The 25,625-nt window shown below is 73.3% G+C and carries 22 protein-coding genes; 12 read left to right on the top strand and 10 right to left on the bottom strand.

The annotated features are described in order from the left end of the window. Positions 1-221: 221 nt before the first annotated feature. Positions 222-1,601 carry a cysteine desulfurase/sulfurtransferase TusA family protein gene (locus ABD198_RS14415; RefSeq protein WP_344001103.1) on the top strand — a complete coding sequence of 460 codons (1,380 nt, stop codon included), beginning with the start codon at positions 222-224 and terminating at the stop codon, positions 1,599-1,601. Between the two features lie 19 nt (positions 1,602-1,620). On the opposite strand, the gene ABD198_RS14410 is transcribed toward ABD198_RS14415, so the two are convergent. Next, positions 1,621-2,595: a carbohydrate kinase family protein gene (locus tag ABD198_RS14410; protein ID WP_344001101.1), complete on the bottom strand. Its 975-nt coding sequence runs from the start codon at positions 2,593-2,595 to the stop codon at positions 1,621-1,623. A gap of 128 nt (positions 2,596-2,723) precedes the next feature. On the opposite strand from ABD198_RS14410, the gene ABD198_RS14405 reads away from it, so the two are divergent. Then, a complete protein-coding gene (locus ABD198_RS14405) occupies positions 2,724-2,933 on the top strand; it encodes a hypothetical protein (protein ID WP_344001099.1) in 210 nt (69 codons plus the stop codon). A gap of 151 nt (positions 2,934-3,084) precedes the next feature. Continuing rightward, complete coding sequence (locus ABD198_RS14400; protein ID WP_344001097.1) at positions 3,085-5,307, top strand: hypothetical protein; 2,223 nt, start codon at positions 3,085-3,087, stop codon at positions 5,305-5,307. Positions 5,308-5,463: 156 nt separating this feature from the next. Here the strand turns inward: ABD198_RS14400 and ABD198_RS14395 are convergent, their stop codons facing one another. After that, positions 5,464-5,820 (bottom strand): HesB/IscA family protein, encoded by a 357-nt coding sequence (locus ABD198_RS14395; RefSeq protein WP_014672245.1) that lies wholly within the window; start codon positions 5,818-5,820, stop codon positions 5,464-5,466. Positions 5,821-6,116: 296 nt separating this feature from the next. Between ABD198_RS14395 and nadA the strand changes: the two genes are divergently transcribed. After that, the gene (gene nadA, locus ABD198_RS14390) at positions 6,117-7,301 is read left to right on the top strand and encodes a quinolinate synthase NadA (protein ID WP_344001094.1); all 1,185 of its coding nucleotides are present in this window, start codon (positions 6,117-6,119) and stop codon (positions 7,299-7,301) included. 93 nt (positions 7,302-7,394) lie between these two features. Here the strand turns inward: nadA and ABD198_RS14385 are convergent, their stop codons facing one another. The 5 genes from ABD198_RS14385 to ABD198_RS14365 form a co-directional block, all read right to left on the bottom strand. Then, complete coding sequence (locus ABD198_RS14385) at positions 7,395-10,499, bottom strand: efflux RND transporter permease subunit (protein WP_344001092.1); 3,105 nt, start codon at positions 10,497-10,499, stop codon at positions 7,395-7,397. A gap of 162 nt (positions 10,500-10,661) precedes the next feature. Continuing rightward, positions 10,662-11,345: a response regulator gene (locus ABD198_RS14380; protein ID WP_344001091.1), complete on the bottom strand. Its 684-nt coding sequence runs from the start codon at positions 11,343-11,345 to the stop codon at positions 10,662-10,664. 22 nt (positions 11,346-11,367) lie between these two features. Continuing rightward, a complete protein-coding gene (locus tag ABD198_RS14375; protein ID WP_344001088.1) occupies positions 11,368-12,612 on the bottom strand; it encodes a sensor histidine kinase in 1,245 nt (414 codons plus the stop codon). 104 nt (positions 12,613-12,716) lie between these two features. After that, on the bottom strand, positions 12,717-12,998 hold the full coding sequence (pspAA, locus tag ABD198_RS14370; protein WP_344001086.1) for a PspA-associated protein PspAA: 282 nt from the start codon (positions 12,996-12,998) through the stop codon (positions 12,717-12,719). Positions 12,999-13,020: 22 nt separating this feature from the next. Continuing rightward, entirely contained in the window at positions 13,021-13,806 is a 786-nt protein-coding gene (locus ABD198_RS14365) for a PspA/IM30 family protein (protein WP_344001084.1), read from the bottom strand. Positions 13,807-14,095: 289 nt separating this feature from the next. Here ABD198_RS14365 and ABD198_RS14360 point away from each other — a divergent pair, with 289 nt between their 5' ends. Together ABD198_RS14360 and ABD198_RS14355 are read left to right on the top strand one after the other, a co-directional pair. Then, complete coding sequence (locus tag ABD198_RS14360) at positions 14,096-14,734, top strand: DUF3043 domain-containing protein (RefSeq protein ID WP_344001082.1); 639 nt, start codon at positions 14,096-14,098, stop codon at positions 14,732-14,734. 107 nt (positions 14,735-14,841) lie between these two features. Next, complete coding sequence (locus ABD198_RS14355; protein ID WP_425580476.1) at positions 14,842-15,519, top strand: class I SAM-dependent methyltransferase; 678 nt, start codon at positions 14,842-14,844, stop codon at positions 15,517-15,519. Between the two features lie 126 nt (positions 15,520-15,645). Here the strand turns inward: ABD198_RS14355 and ABD198_RS14350 are convergent, their stop codons facing one another. Then, positions 15,646-15,858, bottom strand: coding sequence for a hypothetical protein (locus tag ABD198_RS14350; protein WP_167994508.1), 213 nt, complete (start codon positions 15,856-15,858; stop codon positions 15,646-15,648). Positions 15,859-15,972: 114 nt separating this feature from the next. On the opposite strand from ABD198_RS14350, the gene ABD198_RS14345 reads away from it, so the two are divergent. Continuing rightward, positions 15,973-17,172, top strand: a complete 1,200-nt coding sequence (locus tag ABD198_RS14345; RefSeq protein WP_344001079.1) for a bifunctional adenosylcobinamide kinase/adenosylcobinamide-phosphate guanylyltransferase — start codon at positions 15,973-15,975, stop codon at positions 17,170-17,172. A gap of 30 nt (positions 17,173-17,202) precedes the next feature. On the opposite strand, the gene ABD198_RS14340 is transcribed toward ABD198_RS14345, so the two are convergent. Continuing rightward, positions 17,203-18,294: a class I SAM-dependent methyltransferase gene (locus tag ABD198_RS14340; RefSeq protein ID WP_344001077.1), complete on the bottom strand. Its 1,092-nt coding sequence runs from the start codon at positions 18,292-18,294 to the stop codon at positions 17,203-17,205. A 178-nt stretch (positions 18,295-18,472) separates the two neighbouring features. Between ABD198_RS14340 and cobT the strand changes: the two genes are divergently transcribed. Next, positions 18,473-19,615 carry a nicotinate-nucleotide--dimethylbenzimidazole phosphoribosyltransferase gene (cobT, locus tag ABD198_RS14335; protein ID WP_344001075.1) on the top strand — a complete coding sequence of 381 codons (1,143 nt, stop codon included), beginning with the start codon at positions 18,473-18,475 and terminating at the stop codon, positions 19,613-19,615. Positions 19,616-19,699: 84 nt separating this feature from the next. Here the strand turns inward: cobT and ABD198_RS14330 are convergent, their stop codons facing one another. After that, positions 19,700-20,458 (bottom strand): hypothetical protein, encoded by a 759-nt coding sequence (locus ABD198_RS14330; RefSeq protein ID WP_344001072.1) that lies wholly within the window; start codon positions 20,456-20,458, stop codon positions 19,700-19,702. Between the two features lie 60 nt (positions 20,459-20,518). Here ABD198_RS14330 and ABD198_RS14325 point away from each other — a divergent pair, with 60 nt between their 5' ends. The 4 genes from ABD198_RS14325 to ABD198_RS14310 all read left to right on the top strand — a co-directional run. Then, a complete protein-coding gene (locus ABD198_RS14325) occupies positions 20,519-21,310 on the top strand; it encodes an adenosylcobinamide-GDP ribazoletransferase (RefSeq protein WP_344001070.1) in 792 nt (263 codons plus the stop codon). A gap of 276 nt (positions 21,311-21,586) precedes the next feature. Next, complete coding sequence (locus ABD198_RS14320; protein ID WP_344001068.1) at positions 21,587-23,137, top strand: leucyl aminopeptidase; 1,551 nt, start codon at positions 21,587-21,589, stop codon at positions 23,135-23,137. Between the two features lie 265 nt (positions 23,138-23,402). Next, positions 23,403-24,791 carry a dihydrolipoyl dehydrogenase gene (lpdA, locus tag ABD198_RS14315; RefSeq protein WP_344001066.1) on the top strand — a complete coding sequence of 463 codons (1,389 nt, stop codon included), beginning with the start codon at positions 23,403-23,405 and terminating at the stop codon, positions 24,789-24,791. Positions 24,792-24,854: 63 nt separating this feature from the next. Next, positions 24,855-25,625: biotin/lipoyl-containing protein (locus ABD198_RS14310; RefSeq protein ID WP_344001065.1), on the top strand; the 771-nt coding region annotated here is incomplete at its 3' end.

Here is a 25,625-nt window from a genome sequence, read left to right as displayed (position 1 = left end):
GCCGCCCTGCGACGGGCAGGGGTTTGGATGTTTATGCGGACCAAACCCTAGCCGACGCCCTCCGGGGGTTCGCGGGGAGGGGTGCCTTGTAGCTCGGGTGGTTCGCTGGTTTGGCGGCTGCGGGTGCGTGGAGGCCGGTCGCGCCCTGCGGCGAAGCCGCATATCGGACACCGCCCCGCGCCCCTTGGGGCCGGTGCAGTTGCCGGGGTTTTAATTGGCGTATGGCCTACTTCGACGCCGCTTCCGGTCTTCCTCTTCATCCCGTCGCCCGGCAGGCGTTGGTGGCGTCGCTGGACGAAGGGTGGGCCGATCCCGCGCGGTTGTACCGGGAGGGGCGCCGGGCCCGGATGCTGCTGGACGCCGCGCGCGAGGCCGCGGCCGAGGCCGTGGGGTGCCGGGCGGACGAGGTGGTGTTCACCCCGTCCGGGACCGCGGCGGTGCACTCGGGGATCGCGGGGGCGCTGGCGGGCCGGCGGCGGGTCGGTGATCACCTGGTCGTGTCCGCGGTCGAACACTCTTCGGTGCTCCACGCGGGGGAAGTTCACCGGGCCGGCGGAGGGTCGGTCACCGAGGTGCCGGTGGACCGGCAGGGTGCCGTTGCTCCGTCCGGGTACGCCGGGGCGCTGCGGCCGGACACCGCGCTGGCGTGTCTGCAGTCGGCCAACCACGAGGTGGGGACCGTCCAGCCGGTGGCCGAGGTGGCCGAGGTGTGCCGGGCCGCCGGGGTGCCGCTGCTGGTGGACGCGGCGCAGTCGCTGGGCTGGGGCCCGGTGCCGGGCGACTGGTCGCTGCTGACCGCCGGCGCCCACAAGTGGGGCGGCCCGGCCGGGGTCGGGCTGCTGGTGGTGCGCAAGGGCGTCCGCTTCGCGCCCCAGGGCCCGGTGGACGAGCGGGAGTCGGGGCGGGCGCCCGGTTTCGAGAACATCCCGGCGATCGTGGCCGCGGTGGCGGCGCTGCGAGCGGTGCGGGCGGAGGCGGCCGAGGAGGCGGCGCGGCTGCGGGAACTGACGGACCGGATCCGGGAGCGGGTGCCGCGGCTGGTGCCGGACGTGGAGGTGGTCGGCGATCCGGAGCGGCGGCTGCCCGGCATCGTCACCTTCTCGTGTCTCTATGTCGACGGAGAGACCGTGCTGCACGAGCTGGACCGGGCCGGTTTCTCCGTCTCGTCCGGTTCGTCCTGCACCAGCAGCACGCTGATGCCGAGCCATGTGCTGAAGGCGATGGGCGTCCTGAGCGAGGGCAACGTCCGGGTGTCGCTGCCGCCGGGCACGGCGGATGAGGACGTGGAGCGGTTCCTGTCCGTGCTGCCCGGGGTGGTGGGCGAGGTGCGGGAGAAGCTGGGAGCGCCGGCGCCGGCCGCGGCGGCCGTGCAGGAGGACGTCCTGGTGGTGGACGCCCTCGGCCGGCGCTGCCCGGTCCCCGTCATCGAACTGGCCAAGGTGATCGACCGGGTGCCGGTGGGCGGCCTGGTCCGGGTGCTCGCCGACGACGAGGCGGCCCGCCTGGACATCCCGGCCTGGTGCGAGATGCGCGGGCAGGAGTACGTGGGGGAGGAACCGGCGGAGCAGGGCACGGCGTACCTGGTCCGCCGGGTCGGCTGAGGCGCGTGCGGGGCCGGGGCTACCGCAGGTGCTTGCGGACCTCCTCGGCCGCCTCGTCCCCGTAGGCCTTGGTGAAGCGCTCCATGAAGTGCCCGCGCCGCAGCTGGTACTCCTGGGTGCCGACGGTCTCGATGACGAGGGTGGCGAGCATGCAGCCCACCTGGGCGGCGCGCTCCAGCGAGACGCCCCACACCAGCCCGGACAGGAAGCCGGCCCGGAAGGCGTCGCCGACGCCCGTCGGGTCGGCCTTGCGCTCCTCCTCCGGGCAGCCGACCTCGATCGGCTCCTCGCCCGCCTTCTCGATCCGCACGCCCAGCGCGCCGCGCGTGGTGATCCGGTGGCCCACCCGCTGCAGGATCTCCGCGTCGCTCCAGCCGGTCTTGGCCTCGATGAGCCCCTTCTCGTACTCGTTGGAGAAGAGGTAGGTCGCCCCGTCCAGCAGTATCCGGATCTCCTCCCCGTTCATCCGGGCGATCTGCTGGGAGAAGTCCGCGGCGAACGGGATGCCCCGCGCACGGCACTCCTCGGTGTGCCGCAGCATGGCCTCCGGGTCGTCGGCGCCGATGGAGACGAGGTCGAGGCCGCCCACCCGGTCGGCGACCGTCTTCAGCTCGATCAGCCGGGCCTCGCTCATGGCGCCCGTGTAGAAGGAGCCGATCTGGTTGTGGTCGGCGTCGGTGGTGCACACGAAGCGGGCGGTGTGCAGCGTGTCGGAGATGCGGACGGAGTCGGTGTCGACGCCGTGCCTCTCCAGCCAGGCCCGGTAGTCCTCGAAGTCGAAGCCGGCCGCGCCGACGAGGATCGGGCGGGTGCCGAGCTGGCCCATCCCGAAGGCGATGTTCGCCCCCACGCCGCCCCGTCGCACGTCGAGGTTGTCGACCAGGAACGACAGCGAGACCGTGTGGAGCTGGTCCGCGACGAGCTGGTCGGCGAAGCGCCCGGGGAAGGTCATGAGGTGATCGGTGGCGATGGAGCCGGTGACTGCGATGCGCACGGCGTGGTCTCTCCTGAGGGAGGCGGTTTGACACTTCACGCTACCGGGTGGCGACGGCGCGCTGAAGCGCCGAAACTACCCGATAGTAGATCTTTCTTCGTGACCTTCGGCGTGCATACGGTGCGGACATGACGAACCTCGAAGTCCACGCTCCCGACCCGGCCTACCTCGACGGCGACCTGGCGTCGCTCCAGGGTGACTGTGCCCGCATGGTTCCCCACTGGGCGGCTCCGAAGCGGGCCGCGTCCCGGCCGGTCCCGCCGTCCCTGATCCACGGCGTGCGGGTGCCCTCGTCGTCGGCGCGGCTGGTGGACGCGATGCCGGACTACGGCGACTGACGGATCCGTCCCTTCAGGGGAACCGCGCGCTCCCCCGCTGCGTCCCATCGCCGTCCCCCGAAATGGGGATGCGGGATACGACCCACCAGCAGTCCGGGTACGACCGGGCATGGGTGTACCGGGACAGCTGTGCAGCCGAAGGAGCGATGCGGTGAACACCGAGCGACCCGACAACGACGACGCCGAGGCGAAGGCCGACGGCAGCGTGCGCGGCACCGGGGAAGCTCCGGGCAGTGAGGAGACGGTTTCCCCCGAGGCCGGGGCGGGCACCGGCGGCGGCGAGCGCGACGCCGGTGAAGCCCCGGCCGGGGCGGAACCGGCCTCCTCCGAGGCAGGGGCGGCGGAGGGTGCCGCCGCCGACGCCGGTGCGCCCGAGCGGGAGGCCGCGGATGCCGGGGCGCCGGAGCGGGAAGCCGCTGGTGCCGGGGCGCCGGAGCGGGAAGCCGCGGATGCCGGGACGCCCGAGCCAGAAGCCGCGGATGCCGCCACGCCCGAGCAGGAAGCCGCGGATGCCGGTGCGCCGGAGCGGGACGCCGCCGAGGCAGCGGTGCCGGAGTCGAAGACCGCTCGGGTCTCGGCGACACAGGGAGAGGCCGGCGACGACCGGGCGTCCGGGCAGGAGGTCACCGGTGCCGGAGCGCCGGAACGGGAGACCGTCGGCGCCGGGACGGCGGAAGCGGAGACCGTCGGCGCCGGGACGGCGGAAGCGGAGACCGCCGGCGCCGGGACGGCGGAACCCGAGACCACCGGAGGCGGGGCGGCGGAAGCGGAGACCGCCGGAGGCAGGGCGGCGGCTTCCGCCCAGGCGCCCGAGCAGGAGGACCTCGACGCCGGGGCACCGGAGCACGGTGCCGGGCGCGCCGGTGCCGGGACCACGGCCGCCGGACACCCGGAGGCCGGCCCGGAGCCCGGGTCCAGGTCCGGCTCTTCCTCCCGGCGGCGCACTCCCGCGCTCGTCGCCTCCGTCGCCGCCGCCGTGCTGCTGATCGGCGGGGGCGGGGCGTATCTGGCCACCAGCCTCTCCGGCGGCTCGGGGACCGACAGCGCTCCCGGGGCCAACGGGGACGCCACTCCCCCGCCGCTGACACTGGACGGCCACTCCGAGAGCGGGGCGCCCGGGATCGCACCCGGTGAGCCGAACCCGTACGGCGCCGTCTACCGCGCCGACGGGGCGCTCCCCGAGGGCCCGGACTCCGCGCCGGTGTACCGCACGCGCGGGGAGGTCACCGAGGCGCAGGTCACCGAGCTGGCCCGGGCGCTCGGCCTGGACGGCGCACCCGTGGCCGACGGGCAGGGCTGGCGGATCGGCGGGAAGGACGGCTCCGGGCCCACCCTGCGGGTGGACCGGGCGGCCCCCGGCTCCTGGTCCTTCAGCCGGCACACGCCGGGCACCGACGACTGCAAGGGCCCCGAGTGCGGCAGCAAGCCGCCCGCCGCCGGCGAGCCGCGGATCAGCGAGGCCGCCGCGAAGAAGGCCGCCGTGCCGGTGCTGAAGGCGGTCGGCCAGGACGACGCCAAGACCGACGCGAGCCAGAGCGTGGGGTCCGGCCGGATGGTGAACGCCCAGCCCGAGATCGGCGGGCTGCCCACGCACGGCTGGACGACCGGGCTCGTCGTCGGCGCCGACGGCGAGATCACCGGCGGCAGCGGAAGGCTCGCGAAGCCGGTGAAGGGTGACACCTACCCGGTGGTGAGCGCCGAGCGGGCGCTGGAGCTGATGAACGCGGCTCCGCGCGCCGGTGCGCGGGGCGGCATCGGGGGCTGCGCCACTCCCGTGCCGCTGGACGGGGAGCAGACCCCGCCCGAGCCGTGCGAGGCGGCGACCTCGCAGCCCGAGGCGCCGAAGAAGGACACGCTGACCGTCCAGAAGGCGGTGTTCGGCCTGGCCGCGCACTCGGTGGACGGGCAGCAGGCGCTGGTGCCGTCCTGGCTGTTCGAGGTGCGTCCCAAGGGCGCCTCGGGCACCCTCACCGTGACGCACCCGGCGGTGGAGCCGAAGTACATCGAGCAGCCCGGGCAGTCGTCCGCGGAGCCGGGTGAGCCCGGTGACGAGCCGACGGCGAAGCCCTCCGACCGCGAGGTGGCGGTGCAGGGGTACACCGCCGAGGGCAGCGAGCTGACCGTGGTGTTCTCGGGCGGGGTGTGCGCCGACTACGACGTGCGGACCGAGGAGAGCGGGGACCGGGTGAAGGTCACGGTGACCGAGAGCCCGTGGGCCGGCAAGGTCTGCATCATGATCGCCAAGCAGTACCAGATGACGGTCCAGCTGGACGCGCCGCTCGGTGACCGCAAGGTGGTCGGCGCGGACGGCGAGCCGGTCCCGCTGCACAAGGACGGCTCCCGGCTGCCGGCTCCGCCGACGCAGAAGGACTGACCGCGCCAGGCGCACATGGGAGGACCGGCCGCGCCAGGCGGAGACGGCGGGCGCGCGACGCGGAAGCGCCGCGGCACCGGAAACGCCCGAAGGCGGCGGCCCCTCGATGAGGGACCGCCGCCTTCGACGTTCTGCGGGCCTGGGCCGGTACCCGGCTCAGCTGAAGGAGTCGCCGCAGGCGCAGGAGCCGGTGGCGTTCGGGTTGTCGATCGTGAAGCCCTGCTTCTCGATGGTGTCGACGAAGTCGATGGTGGCGCCGCCCAGGTACGGGGCGCTCATGCGGTCGGTGACGACCTTCACACCACCGAAGTCCTTCACCACGTCGCCGTCGAGCGAGCGCTCGTCGAAGAACAGCTGGTACCGCAGGCCGGAGCAGCCACCCGGCTGAACGGCCACACGCAGCGCGAGGTCGTCACGGCCTTCCTGGTCGAGCAGGGCCTTGACCTTGGCCGCGGCGGCGTCGGTCAGGATGATGCCGTCGGTGACGGTAGTGGTCTCGTCCGATACGGACATCTACATCTCTCCCGGGTTGTACGGAGACTGCTTGCCGACGGTTGCAACCGGCGGGGCCACGGATTCATTCCGGGCCGGGGCTCGTGGTTCTCGGCTCCTGCTTCATGCTCGCACACGCCCGCCCGAGCCGAAACCGCCTCTTGTGGGACCTTCCGGGAATCTCCGGGGAATGAACCGCGGGTGCGCGGGATTCACGTCACATGGACGCTATGGCCATCGTCAAAGTGACGTGAAGCGGTTATGATAGATAGCGTCAAATCGACGAGAAGTCGCCAGAAACAGAAAGGGTGCGTGTCGTGACCACCGCCCAGCCCCAGGAGCTCGACGTCCAGCCGACGCCCCTCGCCCTGCTGCTCCTCGGCCGTGAGGCCGACCCGAAGAGCGAACGGGGCGTGGAGTGTCCCGGCGACCTGCCCTCGCCGTCCGACCCGGATCTGGTGGAGCGGGCCCGCAGGGCGAAGGAGAAGCTCGGGGACAAGGTCTTCGTGCTCGGCCACCACTACCAGCGCGACGAGGTCATCCAGTTCGCCGACGTCACGGGTGACTCCTTCAAGCTGGCCCGGGACGCCGCGGCGCGCCCCGAGGCCGAGTACATCGTCTTCTGCGGTGTGCACTTCATGGCCGAGTCCGCGGACATTCTGACGTCCGACGACCAGAAGGTGGTCCTGCCCGACCTGGCGGCCGGCTGCTCGATGGCCGACATGGCCACGGCCGAGCAGGTCGCCGAGTGCTGGGACGTACTGACCGAGGCCGGCATAGCCGAGCAGGTCGTGCCGGTGTCGTACATGAACTCCTCCGCCGACATCAAGGCGTTCACGGGCAAGCACGGCGGCACGATCTGCACCTCCTCCAATGCCAAGCGGGCGCTGGACTGGGCCTTCGAGCAGGGCGAGAAGGTGCTGTTCCTGCCCGACCAGCACCTGGGCCGCAACACCGCGGTGCGGGACATGGGCATGTCCCTGGACGACTGCGTGGTCTACAACCCGCACCGGCCGAACGGCGGGCTGACCGCCGAGGAGCTGCGGTCCGCGAAGATGATCCTGTGGCGCGGGCACTGCTCGGTGCACGGCCGGTTCAACCTCGACTCCGTCAACGACGTGCGCGAGCGCATCCCGGGCGTCAATGTGCTGGTGCACCCCGAGTGCCGGCACGAGGTGGTGGCCGCGGCGGACTACGTCGGGTCGACCGAGTACATCATCAAGACCCTTCAGGCCGCCCCGGCCGGCTCCAAGTGGGCCATCGGCACCGAGCTGAACCTGGTGCGCCGCCTGGCGAACCGGTTCGCGCCGGAGGGCAAGGAGGTCGTCTTCCTCGACCGGACGGTGTGCTTCTGCTCGACCATGAACCGCATCGACCTGCCGCATCTGGTGTGGGCGCTGGAGTCGCTCGCCGAGGGCAACCTGGTCAACCGGATCGAGGTCGACAAGGAGACCGAGGCGTTCGCCAAGCTGGCCCTGGAGCGGATGCTGGCGCTCCCGTAAGGCACGGTTCCGACACATGACATGGCGAAGGCCCGGTCCCCGCGCGTCGCGCGGGGACCGGGCCTTCGCCATGTGGGCCGGGGGCCGTGCCGGTCAGGTGCCGGCCGGCTCCAGCACCTCTTCCTCGCGGGCCTGCCGCTTGGCCGCCCGCTTCTTCGCGCGGCGCTCCTTGCGCAGTTCGAGCATCGCGTAGAGCGTCGGGACGAGGAGCAGCGTCAGCAGCGTCGAGGTGACCAGACCGCCGATCACCACCACGGCCAGCGGCTGGGCGATGAAGCCGCCCTCGCCGGTGATGCCGAGCGCCATCGGCAGCAGGGCGAAGATGGTCGCCAGGGCGGTCATCAGGATGGGCCGCAGCCGGTGGCGGCCGCCCTCCACGACCGCCTCGACGACGCCGTGGCCCCGCCTGCGGTACTGGTTGATCAGGTCGATCAGCACGATCGCGTTGGTGACCACGATGCCGATCAGCATCAGCATGCCGATCATCGCCGGGACGCCCATCGGGGTGCCCGTGGCGACCAGCAGACCGATCGCGCCGGTCGCCGCGAACGGGATCGCCACCAGCAGGATCAGCGGCTGGGCGAGCGAGCGGAACGTGCCGACCAGCAGCATGAAGACGATGGCGACGGCCGCCAGCATCGCCAGGCCCAGGCTGGCGAACGCCTCCTGCTGGTCCTCGGTGACGCCGCCGATCTCCGCCGTCGCGCCCGCCGGCAGGGTCAGGGCGTCGATCTTCGACTGGAGCTCGGCGCTGACCGCGCCGGTGTTGTCACCGGTCGGCTTGGCGGTGACGGTCGCCGCGCGCTGGCCGTCGATCCGGGTCATCGACACCGGGCCGTCCACCAGCTCGACGGTGGCGAGGTCGCCCAGCTTCGCCCCGCCCAGGTCCAGCTTCTTCAGCTCGGCCAGGGTGGTGGCGGGCTTCGCCGAGGCGATGACGATGTCCCGCTCGGTGTCGTCCAGGACGGCCGTGCCGGCCGGGGTGCCCCGGACCGCCTGGGCGACGGCCGCGCCGAGGGTCCGGTCGTCGAACCCGGCCGCGGCGGCCTTCTCATTGGCCCTCACCGAGATCCGCGGCACGCTCTGCGCCAGGTCGCTGGTGACGTCGGTGACGTCGTCCAGGGAGGCCACGGCCTGCTGCACCTGGTCGGCGGCCTTGCGCAGCACCTGCGGGTCGGCCGCCTTGACGACGACGCTCAGGTCCTGGCTGCCGAAGCCGTCGCCGGCGGCGATGGTGGTGGTGCCGATGCCGTCCAGCTCGCCGAGTCCGTCCTCCAGGCGGTCCTGGACGTCCTCGAAGGAGGCAGAGTCCTCCAGCATCACCTGGTACATCGCCTGGTTGGTGTCGGTGCCGCCGCCGAAGGCCGCCATCCAGCCCGACGAGCCGACCGTCACCTGGTAGTCCTTGACGCCCTCGGTGCCGGCGAGCAGCCGCTCGACCTTCTTCGCCTGGGCGTCGGTCGCCGCCAGGCTGGTGCCGGGCTTCAGCTCCTGACGGACGGTCAGGACCTTCTGCGCGCCCTGGTCGAAGAAGTTGGTCTTCAGCAGGGGCGCCATGGCGAAGGTGCCGATCAGCACCACGACCGCGATGGCCACGCTGGTCAGCCGGCGCCGGGTGGCGAAGCGCAGCACGGGCACGTAGATCCGCTGCAGGCGGCTGCGGGCCTCCTTCTCCTCGGCGAGCCTGCGGGCCTCCTCGGCGTCCTCGGGGGTGCCCTTGGGGGCGCGCAGGAACCAGTACGACAGGACCGGCACGACCGTCAGCGACACCAGCAGGGAGGCCAGCAGCGCCGCGGTGACGGTGAGGCTGAAGGAGCCGAACAGCTCGCCGACCATGCCGCCGACCAGGCCGATCGGCAGGAAGACGGCGACCGTGGTGAGGGTGGAGGAGGTCACCGCTCCGGCGACCTCGCGGACCGCGCCGAGGATGGCCGCGCGGCGCTCCTCGCCGTAGCCGAGGTGCCGCTTGATGTTCTCCAGGACGACGATGGAGTCGTCCACGACCCGGCCGACGGCGATGGTCAGCGCGCCCAGCGTCAGCATGTTCAGCGACAGGTCGCGCGTCCACAGCACGATCAGCGCCAGCACCACGGACAGCGGGATGGACACCGCGGTGACCAGCGTCGAGCGGACCGACGCCAGGAAGACGAGGATGACCAGCACCGCGAAGAGCAGGCCGAGCGCGCCCTCGGTGGTCAGTCCCTCGATGGCCTCGGAGACGGCCGGGCCCTGGTCGCTGACGACGGTGAGGCTCGCGCCGGCGCCGAGTTGCTCGCGCAGCTCGGGCAGCTTGTCCTGGACGGCCTCGGAGATGGCGACAGCGCTGCCGTCGTGGTCCATGGTGGCCATCACGGCGAGGCTGGGCCTGCCGTTGGTGCGGGTCAGGGAGTCGGCGCGGGCCTCCTGCTGCCTGACCGTCGCCACGTCGCCGAGCCGGACCGGCTTGCCCTTGCCGGGCCCGGCGGTGACCATCAAATCCTCGATCTGCTCGAGCGAGGTGAAGCCGCCGCCGACCTGGACGGTGCGGTTGGCGCCGTCCTCGTCGAAGGAGCCCGCCGGGACGGTCGCGCCGCCCGCCTGCAGGGCCTCGGCCAGCGACTGCGGGGTCAGGCCCGCCCTGGCCAGCTTCGCCGGGTCGGGGGTGACGGTGACCTGGAGGTCGCGCACGCCGTCGACGGTGACCTGGCCGACGCCGTCGATGTCCTCCAGCGCGGGCACGACCGTCCGGTCGAGCTGGTCGGCGAGCGCCTGCTGGTCCTTGTCGGAGGTGACGGCGAGCACCACGGTCGGGATGTCGTCGGTGGAGCCGGCGACCACCTGCGGGTCGACGTCGTCCGGGAGCTGGGCGCGGGCCCGGTTGACGGCCTGCTGGACGTCGGCGACGAGCTGCTTGGTGTCGTTGCCGTAGTCGAAGGACGCCATGATCACGGCGCTGCCCTCGGAGGCCGTGGAGGTGACGCCGGTGAGGCCGTCGACGGCCTCGAGGTGGCCCTCGATGGGCTCGACGACCTGCTTCTCCACGACGTCCGGGGAGGCCCCCTGGTAGGGCGCGACCACGGAGACCATCGGCAGTTCGATGGTGGGCAGCAGCTGCTGTTTCAGCTGGGGTATCGCGATCGCCCCGAAGACGAGCGCGATGATCGACATCAGTCCGATCAGTGCCCGTTGCGCGAGGCTGAACCTGGACAGCCAGGACATGGGTCAGGGTCTCTCTTCTGTTGGGAGGACGTACAGACGCACGGATGGGCGCAGCCGGGCGCCCGTGATACACCCTCGGGCACGTCAGGCCGCCGATCCGTAGCCTTGAGGTGCGATTCCTCCGGCGGCCTCTACTCCGCCCGCAGTACGCCCCGCCCCGGCTCAGTCCACCCTTGGACGGACCAGGCCCGACTCGTAGGCGATCACCACCAGCTGGGCGCGGTCGCGGGCGCCCAGCTTGGCCATGGCCCGGTTGACGTGCGTCTTCACGGTGAGCGGGCTGACCTCGAGGCGTTCGGCGATCTCGTCGTTGGAGTGCCCGCCGGCGACCTGCACCAGCACCTCACGCTCGCGCCCGGTGAGCGCGGCGAGGCGGTCGGCGCGGGCCGTGTCGGGGCGGTCGCCGTCGCCGCCCTCCTGGGCGAGGAAGCGGGCGATCAGGCCCTTGGTGGCGGCCGGGGACAGCAGCGCCTCGCCCGCGGCGGCGATGCGGATGGCGTTCAGCAGCTCGTCGGGCTCGGAGCCCTTGCCGAGGAAGCCGGAGGCACCGGCGCGCAGCGCCTGCACCACGTAGTCGTCGACCTCGAAGGTGGTCAGGATCACCACGCGCACCCCGGCGAGTTCCGGGTCGGCGCAGATGGTGCGGGTGGCGGCCAGGCCGTCGGTGCCGGGCATCCGGATGTCCATCAGGACGACGTCGGCGCGCTGCTCGCGGGCGAGGCGCACCGCCTCGGCGCCCTCGGCGGCCTCGCCGACCACCTCCATGTCCGGCTCGGAGTCGACGAGCACCCGGAAGGCGCTGCGCAGCAGTGCCTGGTCGTCGGCGAGCAGGACACGGATGGTCATACGGGCTCCCCCTGGGCGCGGCTCACGGGCCGCCCGCGGCGTCGGCGGACGCGGCGGGCGAGGCGGACGTGCGGGTCTGGACGGGCAGGATCGCATGGACGCGGAATCCGCCGCCGTAGCGGGGGCCGGTGGTGAGGGTGCCGCGCAGGGCGGTGACGCGTTCCCGCATGCCGAGCAGTCCGTGGCCGCCGCCGGGTGCCGGCTCGTGGTCCCGGCCGCCGGCGCCGTCGTCGAGCACGGTGATCTCGATGTGGGGTCCGACCCGGACGATGCTGACCTCGGCCCGGGCGCCGGGACCCGCGTGCTTCTGCACGTTGGTGAGGGCCTCCTGGATGATCCGGTAGGCGGCGAGGTCGACGGCGGCGGGCAGATCGGTGTCCTGGTCGGCGCGGGCCACCTCGACCGTGAGGCCGGCGCTGCGGAAGGTGTTGGCCAGGTCGTCGAGCCGGTCCAGGCCGGGAGCGGGCTCGGTGGGTGCCTCGGGGTCGCCGGACTGGCGCAGCAGGCCGACGGTGGCGCGCAGTTCGCCGAGCGCGGTGCGGCTGGCCTCGCGCACGTGGGAGAGGGCCTCCTTGGCCTGGTCGGGCCGCCGGTCCATGACATGCGCGGCGACGCCGGCCTGCACGTTGACCAGGGCGATGTGGTGGGCGACCACGTCGTGCAGGTCGCGGGCGATGCGCAGGCGCTCCTCGGCGACCCGGCGGCGGGCCTCCTCCTCGCGGGTGCGCTCGGCCCGCTCGGCGCGTTCGCGGATGGCCTGGACGAAGGCGCGGCGGCTGCGCACGGCGTCGCCGGCGGTGGCGCCGATGCCGGTCCAGGCGAACAGGGCGAGGTTCTCCTGCGCGTACCAGGGCAGCGGTCCCGCGGCCATGGCGGTGCCGGTCAGCACGGTCATGGTGAGCAGGCCGACGCGCCAGGTGGTGGGGCGGTCGGTGGTGGCGGCGACGGTGTAGAGGGCGATCACCGCGCTCATGGCGACGGGGGCGCGCGGGTCGCCGGTGACCGACTCGGTGAGCGAGAAGGCCGAGGTCACCGCGAGGACGGTGCGCGGGGCGCGGCGGCGCAGCACCAGGGCCGCGGCGCCGAGGGTCATCAGGACCAGGCTGAGCGGGTCGGGGGTGCGCAGGCCCCAGCTGGCGCCCTGCGGGTCGTGCGGCTCGAGGAAGGAGCCGGCGAGCATGCACAGCAGCACGCCGGCCGCGAGCGCGGCGTCCAGGGCCAGGGGGTGGGTCTTGGCGTAGCGTCTGGCCCGCTGGAACGTGGTCACGGGCATGTACGGTAGCCCGGCTCCGCGCGCCCGGGCTGCCGCCGTCCGCCGACGGGGCACGCCCCGGAGCGGGGGGCGGGCCGCGGCTCACCGGCCCGCACGGGTCAGGGGCCCGGGATCAGGCCGTCGTCGCTCAGCAGTTCCCGGACCTCCGCGATGGTGGCGTCCGGGGACGGGAGGATCAGGTCGGACGGTTCCAGGGAGTCGTCCGGCAGCGGCTCGCCCAGTTCACGGACCTTCGTCAGCAGGGCCTGGAGCGTGGCGCGGAAGCCGGGGCCGTCGCCGTTGTTCATCTCGGCGAGGAGTTCCTCGTCGAGTTTGTTCAGCTCGGCGAGGTGGCTCTCGGACAGAGCCACCTGCCCCTCCCCCATGATCCGTACGATCACGACGCCTCCTCGGCGTGGGCTGCTACTGCTTGTCGAAGCGCGGGGTGTCCTGCGACTCCTGCTGGGTCTGCTGCTGTCCGTTGCCGCCCTCGATGGCCTGCTGCCCGCCCGTGCTGCCGCCGGCCAGCTCGGCCTTCATGCGCTGCAGCTCAAGCTCCACATCCGTACCACCGGAGAGGCGGTCCAGCTCGGCCTGGATGTCGTCCTTGTGCATGCCGGACTGGTCGTCGAGCGCGCCGGAGGCGAGCAGCTCGTCGATCGCACCGGCGCGCGCCTGGAGCTGGGCGGTCTTGTCCTCGGCGCGCTGGATGGCCAGGCCCACGTCCCCCATCTCCTCGGAGATGCCGGAGAAGGCCTCGCCGATCCGGGTCTGCGCCTGGGCGGCGGTGTAGGTGGCCTTGATGGTCTCCTTCTTCGTGCGGAAGGCGTCCACCTTCGCCTGGAGCCGCTGGGCCGCCAGGGTGAGCTTCTCCTCCTCGCCCTGGAGCGTGGCGTGCTGGGTCTCCAGGTCGGTCACCTGCTGCTGCAGGGCGGCGCGGCGGGAGAGCGCCTCGCGGGCGAGGTCCTCGCGGCCCAGCGCGAGCGCCTTGCGGCCCTGGTCCTCCAGCTTGGCCGACTGCGACTGGAGCTGGTTGAGCTGGAGCTCCAGGCGCTTGCGGCTGGTCGCCACGTCGGCGACGCCGCGGCGGACCTTCTGGAGCAGCTCCAGCTGCTTCTGGTACGAGTAATCGAGGGTCTCGCGCGGGTCCTCGGCCCGGTCAAGGGCCCTGTTCGCCTTCGCGCGGAAGATCATCCCCATACGCTTCATGACACCGCTCATGGGCTTCGCGCGCCCCCTTCTGACCGACTTCAGCTCCAGCACCTGCGACAGAACCCACAGTACGGGCCCTGACTCCATTACCGCACTGTCCGGGGACGGATGCGCTCATCCCCAAGGACGACTGAGCATCCTCCCGATCCGGCGCAAGGAGTAGGTGATCCCCGGGTCCGGCCGGCCGGCTGGCCCGGAGACGGACACGACGTCTCCTCTGTGTCCCCTCTGTGTACCCTCTGTCCCCTTACAGACGAGTGGTGTTGCCGGATCGTTCCCCGCGGGGGTGGGGTCCAACCCCGGACACCCCGTACTCTTGGGTTTTGTGTTCCGTAGCCGTGCCAAGGAAGAGAAGGCACCTGCCGCCGACAAGGCGACGGTGACCACCTCCAAGCAGACCCGTCACCCCGAGGCCCCCAAGGGCCGCCCCACGCCCAAGCGGAGCGTGGCGCAGTCCCAGCGTCGCAGCGTGGCCAATACACGGATGTCGCGCAAGGAGGCCGCGAGGCGTCAGCGCGAGGAGCGGCGGGCCGCGCTGGAGCGGCAGCGCCAGGCGCTGGCCAGCGGCGACGAGCGGTACCTGCCGGCCCGCGACAAGGGCCCGGTGCGCCGGTTCGCGCGCGACTTCGTCGACTCGCGGTTCAACATCGCCGAGTTCTTCCTGCCGATGGCCGTGATCATCCTCGTGCTGAGCATGATCCGGGTGCCGGCGCTGCAGAGCATCGCGCTGCTGCTGTGGCTCGTGGTGATCGTGACCATCGTGCTCGACTCGATCGTCACCGGCTTCCGGCTGAAGAAGCAGCTCGCGGAGCGCTTCCCCGACGACAACCGCCGCGGCGCGGTGGCCTACGCGCTGATGCGTTCGCTGCAGATGCGCCGGCTGCGGCTGCCCAAGCCCCAGGTCAAGCGCGGGGAGCGGCCCTGAGCGCGACGCCGTTCACCGGCGGCGCGGCCGAGGCCTGGCTGAGCAAGCTCGGCGGCCTGCGGGACGTCGTACGGCAGGAACTGGTCTCCCGCCAGCTGGACGAGCAGATGGCCGCCCGCTTCGCGGTCGGACGGCGGCTGCGGGTGCTGGACGTCGGCATGGGCCAGGGCACGCAGGCGCTGCGGCTGGCCCGGGCCGGGCACACGGTGACCGGTATGGAGCGGGACGCGACGATGATCGCCGCCGCGCGGGAGGCGCTCGCGCGGGAACCGGAGGGCATCCGGGAACGGATGCGGATCATCGAGGGGGACGGCCGGGACACCGGCGTGCACTTCCTGCCGGGCAGCTTCGACGTGGTGCTCTGCCACGGGGTGCTGATGTACGTGGAGGAGCCGGACCCGCTGGTGGCGGGGCTGGCCCGGATGCTCGCCCCGGGCGGGCTGCTGTCGCTGCTGGTGCGCAACGGCGACGCGCTGGCGATGCGGCCGGGGCTGGCCGGTGACTGGGCGGGCGCGCTGGCTGCCTTCGGCACCACCGCCTGCACCAACCGGCTGGGGCTCGACGTGCGTGCCGACCGGCTGAAGGACCTGACGGCGACCCTCGCGGGGATCGGGGCGCCGCTGCGCGCCTGGTACGGGGTGCGGGTCTTCACGGATACGGCGGCCGACGGTGCGGAGGCTCCCGAGGACCTTCAGACGCTGCTCGCGGTCGAGGAGCGGGCCGGGCGCACCGACCCCTATCGCGGAGTGGCGGCGCTGCTGCATCTGTGCGGGGTGCGCGGCTGAGCGTGCGTCGTTGACGTGCGCGGCTGAGACCGCGTCGGCCGGCGGGGTACGGGCGAGGGCCGTCAGCGGGGTGCGGAGCGAGGGCCGGGCGGGCCCCCGCCCGGCGGGCTCAGGACTCGGCTCGGCTCATGACTCGTCGGCGTGCAGGCTCATCGGACCGTAGACCTCGGTGCCGTCCTCCAGCAGCCGCACCTGGTCGGCGCCGCCCTCCAGCAGGGCCTTCCAGTTCTCCCCGATCCAGGACTCGGCGTCCCCCTGGGTGGAGAACTCCTCCACCGGCACGGCGGGCTCGACCTGCGTCCCGTCGGACTTCTCGAACCGCCACGTCCATGCCGCCATGTACGCCTCCCAGGGTGTGAGCACACTGCACCGAGACGGCCGGATCTTGGTCCGGCCGCTGCCCAGAGCCTAGTCGGACGCGCACGAGCTGTGGGGACACGCGAAAATCGGGGCGTGGAACTCACTCTGCTCGGTACCGGTGCCCCCGCGGGACTGCCCCGCCCCGACTGCCCCTGCGCCGTGTGCGCCTGTGCGCTGGGGCCGGACGCGCGGGCGGCGACCGCCGCTCTGGTGGACGGTGCGCTGCTGCTGGATCTGACGCCGGGTGCGGCGTTCGCCGCGGCGCGTGCCGGGCGGTCGCTGAGCGGGGTGCAGCAGGTGCTGCTGTCGCATCCGCACGACGGTCCCGCGGTCGAGGTGCCGGCCGGGCTGCCGCAGCCGGGCCGGGTGCCGGACGGCCAGGAGCTGACGCTGCTGACCGGGCACCGGGTGCGGGCCATGGCGCTGGACGCGCCCGGCACCGGGTACGCGGTCACCGGCCCGGACGGGGAACGGCTGCTGTATCTGCCGCCGGGCGGGGCGCCGGCCGGGCTGGAGGAGCCGGCCGAGCCGTACGACATGGTGCTGCTGGACGTGGTGGGGCGGCCGGACGCGCTGGCGAGGCTGCGCGAGGTGGGCGCGGTGGGGCCGACCACGGACGTGGTCGCCGTGCACGTCGACCACGATGTGCCGCCGGGCGCGGAGCTGCGGCGCCGGCTCGCGGCGGCCGGGGCGCGCGCCGTGCCGGACGGAACGTCGCTGCGGGTGGGCGCCTACGAGGACGTGCCCGATGTGCCGCGCCGGACGCTGGTGCTGGGCGGGGCCCGTTCCGGCAAGTCGGTGGAGGCCGAGCGGCGTCTGGAGTCCTTCCCCGAGGTGCTGTACGTGGCGACCGGCGGGTCGCGCAACGGGGACACCGAGTGGGCGGCGCGGGTGGCGGCGCATCAGGAGCGGCGGCCGGGGTCGTGGCGGACCGTGGAGACCTGCGATCTGGTGCCGCTGCTGAAGGACGACGGGCCGCCGCTGCTGATCGACTGCCTGTCGCTGTGGCTGACCGATGCGATGGACGCGGCCGGCGCGTGGGACGACGCGGAGTGGGCGGGCGGCGGGGAGCGGATGCTCCGCGAGCGGGTGCGGGAGCTGACGAACGCGGTGCGGGAGACCGCGCGGACGGTGGTCGCCGTGTCCAACGAGGTCGGGTCCGGGATCGTGCCCTCCACCGCGTCCGGCCGCCGCTACCGGGACGAACTGGGGCGGCTGAACGCGGCGTTCGCCCAGGAGTGCGAGCAGGTGCTGCTGGTGGTGGCGGGCCAGGCGGTCGTGCTGCGCGGCTGACCGCGGTGGCGCCGCGCGGCTGAGGAGCCGTCAGCCGCGCCTTCGGGCGCGTGGTTTGCGGGCGATGACGCGGTAGGCGTTGGCGAACGGGGTGCGCCGCAGCGCGGGCGCCAGGGCGAGGTCGGCCGCTCCGGCGGCGGCCACCAGCGGGATCCCCGCGTACAGCAGCACGGTGCGCAGATGCTGCCGGGCGGGGGTGGGCGGGATGGCCCGCCAGGGGGTGTCCGGGGCGGGCAGGGCGTGGGAGAGGGCGAGGGCGGCGGCGCCGGCCAGGTCGTGCGGGACGTGCGCGGCGCGGTGGCCGGCGGTGACGATCTCGCAGCCCCGTTCCCCGAGTTCGGCGCGCAGGTTGCGCAGGGGCAGCAGATGCAGCCGGCGGGGCTGGTCGTAGGGCAGCCACCAGCGGCCCAGCAGGGCGGCGAACACGCAGCGCGGGTCGAGCGTCTCGATCAGCAGGTACCCGCCGGGGCGCAGCGCTTCCAGGGCGGCGTGCAGCTCGGCGCGGGGGTCGGTGGTCTGCTCCAGGTGGTGCAGCAGGCTGACGACGTCGTAGCGGCCGGCCACGTGCTCGCGGACGTGAGGGTCGGTCAGCGCCCCGCGGTGGGCCTCCTCCACCCGGCCGAGGGTGCGGGCCCGTTCGATGCGCGCGGTCGGGTCGGTGCCGTCGAAGGCGGTGTACGGGAAGAACTCGCGGGCGGTCTCCGGGAAGCGGGCGTACCCGGTGCCGACGTCCAGCCAGCTCTCCGGCTCGCCGAAGCGGAGCATCGCGCGGGCGGCGGAGCGGCGGCGCCGGCGGGCGGCGCGCAGGGCGAGGACGCCCTCGGTGGCGGGGTCGCGGGGTGCCCCGGGCACGGCCCGCCGGTAGAAGGCGAGGCCCTCGGGGGTCAGGCGCGGGTTCTGGAAGGTGTGGCCGCAGTCCCGGCACTCGTCGACGGTGAACAGGCCCGGCCGGTGCCGCCGCAGATCGCCGGTGCGCAGCCGGTTGCGCAGCCGGGCGGAGCCGCACCAGGGGCAGTCCTCGCGGCGCGGCTCGTGCACCTTGACGGAGGTGTGCGGGTGGGCCGCGCGGGGTGCGGGGGCCTTGGGACGGGAGGCTGCGGCGGGGGTGCTCGGTGCGGTCATGGGCGGCTCCCGGCGAGAGGGCGTGCGGGACGGGCGTACGACAATCCCGAGCAAAACGTTACGTAGCGGAAGGGGGCGGACCGTGGAACGGCGCGACGGTGGCGTGGTGGAGGGGAGCACGGGGGCGCGGGACCGGCGGGGGCCGTGCCGTTCGAGCGGGGCCGGTACTGTTCGGCGAATGAGCTCGCTTAATCTCGACGACTTCACCGATCTGATCGAGCGTCCGGACAGCGCGGTGCGCCGTGACGCCGAGGCGCACCGGGAGAGCCGGATCGTGCCGCCCGGGTCGCTGGGCCGGCTCGACGAGCTGGGTGAGTGGCTGGCGGCGGCGCAGTCCGCGGTGCCGGTGCGGCCGATCGAACGGCCGCGGGTGGTGCTCTTCGCAGGGGACCACGGGATCGCCGGGCTCGGCGTCTCGGCGCGGCCCGCGGGCAGCGCGGACCGGCTGGTGCGCGAGGTGCTGGAGGGCGGCCGGCCGGTGTCGGTGCTGGCCCGGCGGATGGGCGTGCCGGTGCGGGTGGTCGACATGGCCCTGGACTGCGATCCGGGCTCGCTGCCCGAGGACGTGGTCAGGCACCGGGTGCGGCGCGGCAGCGGGCGCATCGACATCGAGGACGCGCTGACGCTCGAGGAGGCCGAGGCGGCGTTCCGGGCGGGCGTCGCGGTGGCCGACGAGGAGGCCGACTCCGGTACGGATCTGGTGGTGCTGGGCGACATCAGCGTCGGCGGGACGACGGCGGCGGGCGTGCTGGTGGCGGCGCTGTGCGGCACGGACGCGTCGGTGGTCACCGGGCGGGGCGGGCAGGCGATCGACGACCTGGCCTGGATGCGCAAGTGCGCCGCGATCCGGGACGCGCTGCGGCGGGCCCGCCCGGTGCTCGGCGACCAGCTGCAGCTGCTGGCCACGGTGGGCGGGGCGGACCTCACCGCCATGACGGGCTTCCTGCTGCAGGCCGCGGTGCGCAAGCTTCCGGTGGTGCTGGACGGCGTGGTGACGGCGGCGTGCGCCCTGGTGGGCCAGCGGATCGCCTTCCGCGCCCCCGACTGGTGGCTGGCCGCCCACGACAGCGGCGAGCCGGGCCAGGCGAAGGCCCTGGACCGCATGGCCCTCGAGCCCCTGATGTCCCACGGCGTCACGGTCGGCGAGGCCACCGGCGCCCTCCTCGCCCTCCCCCTCGTCCAGGCATCAGCCGCCCTCGCAGCCGGACTCCCGGAGGCCGCGGAGGAATCGGTACCGAAGGAAGCGGAATCGGAACCGAAGGAAAAGGAACCGGAGAACGCAGCGGAGACCCCGGAGGAAGAGGGACCGGAGAAGTCCTGACGCGGCGTCCGGTCCCGGTTCCGGTGGGGGCGGGTGCCACCGCCCCCTCCGGCCACTCGCCACCCGTGCAGGGGCTCCTGCCGGCTACGGCAGCAGGGACGGCGGTGTCGGGTCCGGTTTGCCGCCGATCCAGTCCTGGAGGACGCGGCGGGGGCCCAACCAGCGGCGGTCGTGGTGGTAGGCGCGCAGGATCGACTTGGCGCGGGCCCGCGGGCGGCGGCGGTAGAAGCGTCTGGCCCATGGTGAGCCGGGGCGGGCCAGCCGCAGCGCGCCGATCAGGGCGACGACGGGGACGATCACCCCGAAGATCGCCAGGCGCAGCTTGCCCTTGCTCAGCGCGATCAGCGAGAACAGGAAGTTGACCACCACGTTGAGGGTGACGCTCGCCCGGTTCTGCAGTTCGTCGTCGTTGAGGTCGTCGACGCCGAACGGCAGGAAGCCGAGCAGCAGCAGTCCGACCAGGGCGGCGGTGAGGACGACCACCTCGACGCTCTTGCGCCCGGCCTCGCTCCAGTAGACGTCGTCGAGGTGCAGGATCAGTGCGAACTCGTCCAGCACCAGCCCCGCGCCGATGCCGAACACCAATGCGGCGAGCGCGGATCCGAAGCCGTTCCGGCCGCCGGCCACCGCGCCGAATCCGCCGACGATGGTGAGGATGACCCCCGGCACCACGTGGTGGATGTGCAGCTTCCCTGCCTTGACGTTGCCGAAGGGGCCCTTGCCGGCCCGGATCATGCGGGTGATGATCCGGGTGATCACGAAGGTGAGGACGAACGCCGTGAGCGCGAGGAGCAGCGGCAGCTTGCCCGGCTCGATGATGTTCCGCTCCCACCACTGTCCCATATGCGCACTTTATCCACGGCCGCCGCGGCTGCCCTGCTGACCGCCGGGTAATCTGCGCCGGTGCCCGACCCCTCCTCCAGCCGCCCGGCCGACGGCCTGCGCTTCGCCTTCGGCACCCTCACCGTGCTCCCGGTGAGGGTGACCCGCTGGGACCGCGGGGCCGCGCGCGGCGGCATGCTCTGCGCCCCGCTGGCCGGACTGGTCGTCGGCGTGCTGTCCGCCGCCGCCGGGCTCGCCCTGCTGCTGCTCGGCTCGGGGCCGCTGCTCGCCGCCGTCGCCTCCGTCGCCGTACCGGCCGTGCTGACCCGTGGTCTGCATCTGGACGGTCTGGCCGACACCGCCGACGGGCTGGGCAGCGGCAGGCCCGCCGAGGACGCGCTGCGGATCATGAAGCAGTCGGACATCGGCCCCTTCGGCGTCATCACCCTCGTCCTGGTGCTGCTGGCCCAGGTGGCCGCGCTGACCACGGCCTACGACGGCTCCTGGCCGCGGGGTGCGCTCGCCGCCGTGGTCGCGGCGGCCGCCGCCCGGCTCGCGCTCACCCTCGCCGCCCGCGCGGGGGTGCCGGCCGCGCGGCCGGAGGGGCTGGGTGCGGCGGTCGCCGGTGTCGTGCCGGCCAGGGGTGCGGTGGCCGTCGCGCTGCTGGTGGCCGGCGCGTCGGCGGCGGCCGGGGCCCTGCTCGGAGCGGGCGGTGCCGTGCGGGCCGTCCTCGCCGTGGTGCTGTCCCTCGGGGCGGCCGAACTGCTGCTGCGGCACTGCATACGGCGCTTCGGCGGGATCACTGGCGACGTCTTCGGCGGGCTCGCGGAGACGGCGGCGACCACGGCGCTCGTGGTGGCGGCCCTGGGCTGAGCCGGCCCCGGCACACACCCCCGGCACCCCCTCACCGTGTCCGGTTCTCGCCGTCGCGCCCCTGGTTCCCGCTTCCGCTCAAGGCTGAGTGCACCCCACATGAATGAGCGAACACACATACGCGCGTAGTCTCGTCCCGAGTGTTCGCCGCACCGGGGAAGGCCCCGCCGAGAACGCGCTCCCGGGTCGTCCGACCCGGGGGCGGACCGCCGGGCCCGGTCGACCCACCGACTTTCGGCCACTGCAACTTCACATCGGAAGCGAGATTTCACCACCGTGACTGCTCTCACTCTCAGCACCGCCGCGGCGGCCGGCCTCAGGGCCGACGCGATCGTGATCGGTGTCGCCAAGGGCACCGGGTCCTCCGGCCCGGTCGTCGCGCCCGGCGCCGAGGCCGTGGACAAGGGGTACGACGGCAGGCTGGCCGGCGTCCTGGAGACTCTCGGCGCGTCCGGTGCCGAGGGCGAGGTGACGAAGCTCCCCGCACCGGCCGGCTTCAAGGCGCCGGTCGTGGTGGCGGTGGGCCTGGGCTCCCAGCCCGAGAAGGGCTCCGGCTACGACGCCGAGGCGCTGCGCAGGGCGGCCGGTGCCGCGGCGCGGGCCCTCGCCGGCTCCAAGAAGGCCGCGTTCGCGCTGCCGCTGGCGGACGCCGCCGACGCGGGCGCCGTCGCCGAGGGCGTGCTGCTCGGCGCGTACTCCTTCGACGCGTACAAGGACACCTCGGACAACTCCGGCTCGAAGAACGGCAAGAACGCCAAGAACGGCAAGGCGCCGCTCGCCGAGGCCGCGCTGCTGGGCACCAAGCCCCGCGACAAGGCGTACCGGGCCGCGCTGGAGCGGGCCACCGCGGTCGCCGAGGAGCTCAACCGCGCCCGCGACCTCGTCAACACCCCGCCGAACGACCTGAATCCGGAGGCGTTCGCGGCCGTCGCGCAGGCGGCGGCCAAGGAGCACGGCATCAAGGTGCAGGTGCTCGACGAGAAGGCGCTGGCCAAGGGCGGCTACGGCGGCATCCTCGGCGTGGGCGGCGGCTCGGCGTCCGCCCCGCGGCTGGTGAAGCTGTCGTACACCTCGTCGAAGGCGAAGAAGCACCTGGCGTTCGTCGGCAAGGGCATCACCTACGACTCGGGCGGCATCTCGCTGAAGCCGGCCGGCCACAACGAGACGATGAAGTGCGACATGAGCGGTGCGGCGGCGGTCTTCGCCGCGGTCGTCGCCGCCGCGCGGCTGGGTCTCGAGGTGAACGTCACCGGCTGGCTGGCGCTGGCCGAGAACATGCCCTCCGGTTCGGCGACCCGTCCGGGTGATGTGCTGCGCATGTACAGCGGCAAGACCGTGGAGGTGCTCAACACCGACGCGGAGGGCCGGCTGGTGCTCGCCGACGCGCTGTGGGCGGCCTCCCAGGAGAAGCCCGACGCCATCGTGGACGTGGCGACGCTGACCGGGGCGATGGTGCTGGCGCTGGGCAACCGCACGTTCGGGATCATGGCGAACGACGACGCCTTCCGCGCCAGGGTGCACGAGGCCGCGGAGGAGGTCGGCGAGCCGGCCTGGCCGATGCCGCTGCCCGACCACCTGCGCAAGGGCATGGACTCGGCCACCGCCGACATCGCCAACATGGGCGAGCGGATGGGCGGCGGCCTGGTCGCCGGCCTGTTCCTGAAGGAGTTCGTGGGCGAGGGCATCACCTGGGCGCACCTGGACATCGCCGGTCCGGCGTTCAATGAGGGCGGCCCGTTCGGGTACACGCCGAAGGGCGGGACCGGTTCCGGTGTGCGGACGCTGGTCCGGCTCGCCGAGCTGACGGCCGCCGGCGAGCTGGGCTGAGTCCGCGGGCGGACGCCGGGATCTCACGTGCGGGTAGGGCGAGGTCCCGGCGTCGCCGGGCCCCCGGGGGGTGTCCGCTCGCACCGCTCGACGACGTGGGGTGTCTCACACACCTGCCCGGCGTCTCGTAGCGACGCGACAAGTGCGAAGATGGGGCTCGGCAGGACAGGGCCCCACCGAAGGGCCGAAAGCAAAGAGCGGCCGGACACCAGCCGCCGACCGGTCACTGGAGACCGGCGTGGCGCACATGCATGGAGGACGTGACGTGGCGAACGACGCCAGCACCGTTTTCGACCTAGTGATCCTCGGCGGTGGCAGCGGTGGATACGCCGCGGCCCTGCGCGGGGCGCAGCTGGGCCTGGACGTCGCCCTGATCGAGAAGGACAAGGTCGGCGGCACCTGCCTGCACCGAGGATGCATCCCCACCAAGGCCCTGCTGCACGCGGGCGAGATCGCCGACCAGGCCCGCGAGAGCGAGCAGTTCGGCGTGAAGGCCAGCTTCGAGGGCATCGACGTACCCGCCGTCCACAAGTACAAGGACGAGGTCATCTCCGGCCTGTACAAGGGTCTGCAGGGGCTGATCGCCTCCCGCAAGGTGACCTACATCGAGGGCGAGGGCCGGCTGTCCTCGCCCACTTCTGTGGATGTCAACGGGCAGCGCATCCAGGGCCGCCACATCCTGCTGGCGACCGGCTCGGTGCCGAAGTCGCTGCCGGGCCTGGAGATCGACGGCGACCGGATCATCTCCTCGGACCACGCCCTCGTCCTGGACCGCGTGCCGAAGTCCGCGATCGTCCTGGGCGGCGGCGTCATCGGCGTGGAGTTCGCCTCCGCGTGGAAGTCCTTCGGCGCGGACGTCACCATCATCGAGGGCCTGAAGCACCTCGTCCCGGTCGAGGACGAGAACTCCTCCAAGCTGCTGGAGCGCGCCTTCCGCAAGCGCGGCATCAAGTTCAACCTGGGCACCTTCTTCCAGAAGGCCGAGTACACCCAGGACGGTGTCAAGGTCACCCTCGCCGACGGCAAGGAGTTCGAGGCCGAGGTGCTGCTGGTGGCCGTCGGCCGCGGCCCGGTCTCGCAGGGTCTGGGCTACGAGGAGGCCGGGGTCGCCATGGACCGCGGCTACGTCCTCGTCGACGAGTACATGCGCACCAACGTGCCCACCATCTCCGCCGTCGGTGACCTGGTCCCGACCCTGCAGCTGGCGCACGTCGGCTTCGCGGAGGGCATCCTGGTCGCCGAGCGGCTGGCCGGTCTGAAGGTCGTGCCGATCGACTACGACGGTGTGCCGCGGGTGACCTACTGCCACCCGGAGGTCGCCTCCGTCGGCCTCACCGAGGCCAAGGCCAAGGAGATCTACGGCGCGGACAAGGTCGTGGCCCTGAAGTACAACCTCGCGGGCAACGGCAAGAGCAAGATCCTCAAGACCGCGGGCGAGATCAAGCTCGTCCAGGTCAAGGACGGTGCGGTGGTCGGCGTCCACATGGTCGGCGACCGTATGGGCGAGCAGGTCGGCGAGGCCCAGCTGATCTACAACTGGGAGGCGCTGCCGGCCGAGGTGGCCCAGCTCATCCACTCCCACCCGACGCAGAACGAGGCGCTCGGCGAGGCCCACCTGGCGCTGGCGGGCAAGCCGCTGCACTCCCACGACTGACGCTTCGCCGCGTTCGGGCGCGACGACACAGACTTCCGCACTTCCAAAGGAGCAACCGAAACCATGGCGGTTTCCGTAACCCTTCCGGCGCTCGGCGAGAGCGTCACCGAGGGCACTGTCACCCGTTGGCTGAAGGCCGAGGGCGAGCGTGTCGAGGCCGACGAGCCGCTGCTGGAGGTGTCGACGGACAAGGTCGACACCGAGATCCCCGCCCCCGCCTCCGGCGTGCTGTCCTCCATCAAGGTCGCCGAGGACGAGACGGTCGAGGTCGGCGCCGAGCTCGCGGTGATCGACGACGGCTCCGGCGCCCCCGCGGCCGAGCAGGCCCCGGCCGCCCAGCAGGCCGCCGAGCCGGCTCCCCAGCCCGCCGCTGCCGTCCCGTCCACCGAGCAGGCCGCTCCCGCCCCGGCGCCCACCGCCGAGGCCGCCGCCGGCGGCGCTTCCGCCCAGGGCACGGACGTGGTCCTGCCCGCGCTGGGCGAGTCCGTCACCGAGGGCACCGTCACCCGCTGGCTGAAGTCGGTCGGTGACACCGTCGAGGCCGACGAGCCGCTGCTGGAGGTGTCGACGGACAAGGTCGACACCGAGATCCCCGCCCCCGCCTCCGGCACGCTGCTGGAGATCGTGGTGGGCGAGGACGAGACCGCCGAGGTCGGCGCCAAGCTCGCCGTCATCGGCGAGGCGGGTGCCGCTCCGGCCGCCGCCCCGGCTCCGGCGGAGCCCGCCCCGGCCCCGGCGCAGCCCGAGCCCGCTCCGCAGCCGGCCGCCCCGCAGCAGGCCGCCCCGGCCGCCCCCGCCCAGCACGTCCCCGGCCATCTCGCCCAGCACCGCGCG

The sequence above is a fragment of the Streptomyces thermocarboxydovorans genome, from assembly GCF_039524635.1.
Taxonomy (GTDB): Bacteria; Actinomycetota; Actinomycetes; order Streptomycetales; family Streptomycetaceae; genus Streptomyces; species Streptomyces thermocarboxydovorans.
This window is presented reverse-complemented; position numbering and strand designations above follow the sequence as displayed.

What these genes read in the sequence shown, in the direction of transcription:
- ABD198_RS14385 (WP_344001092.1), bottom strand. Translation starts at nt 10,499, where the DNA reads ATGTCCTGGCTGTCCAGGTTCAGCCTCGCGCAACGGGCACTGATCGGA.
- ABD198_RS14330 (WP_344001072.1), bottom strand. Translation starts at nt 20,458, where the DNA reads ATGGGACAGTGGTGGGAGCGGAACATCATCGAGCCGGGCAAGCTGCCG.
- ABD198_RS14365 (WP_344001084.1), bottom strand. Translation starts at nt 13,806, where the DNA reads ATGAAGCGTATGGGGATGATCTTCCGCGCGAAGGCGAACAGGGCCCTT.
- ABD198_RS14395 (WP_014672245.1), bottom strand. Translation starts at nt 5,820, where the DNA reads ATGTCCGTATCGGACGAGACCACTACCGTCACCGACGGCATCATCCTG.
- ABD198_RS14350 (WP_167994508.1), bottom strand. Translation starts at nt 15,858, where the DNA reads ATGGCGGCATGGACGTGGCGGTTCGAGAAGTCCGACGGGACGCAGGTC.
- ABD198_RS14415 (WP_344001103.1), top strand. Translation starts at nt 222, where the DNA reads ATGGCCTACTTCGACGCCGCTTCCGGTCTTCCTCTTCATCCCGTCGCC.
- ABD198_RS14380 (WP_344001091.1), bottom strand. Translation starts at nt 11,345, where the DNA reads ATGACCATCCGTGTCCTGCTCGCCGACGACCAGGCACTGCTGCGCAGC.
- ABD198_RS14405 (WP_344001099.1), top strand. Translation starts at nt 2,724, where the DNA reads ATGACGAACCTCGAAGTCCACGCTCCCGACCCGGCCTACCTCGACGGC.
- cobT (WP_344001075.1), top strand. Translation starts at nt 18,473, where the DNA reads ATGAGCTCGCTTAATCTCGACGACTTCACCGATCTGATCGAGCGTCCG.
- ABD198_RS14340 (WP_344001077.1), bottom strand. Translation starts at nt 18,294, where the DNA reads ATGACCGCACCGAGCACCCCCGCCGCAGCCTCCCGTCCCAAGGCCCCC.
- ABD198_RS14355 (WP_425580476.1), top strand. Translation starts at nt 14,842, where the DNA reads ATGGCCGCCCGCTTCGCGGTCGGACGGCGGCTGCGGGTGCTGGACGTC.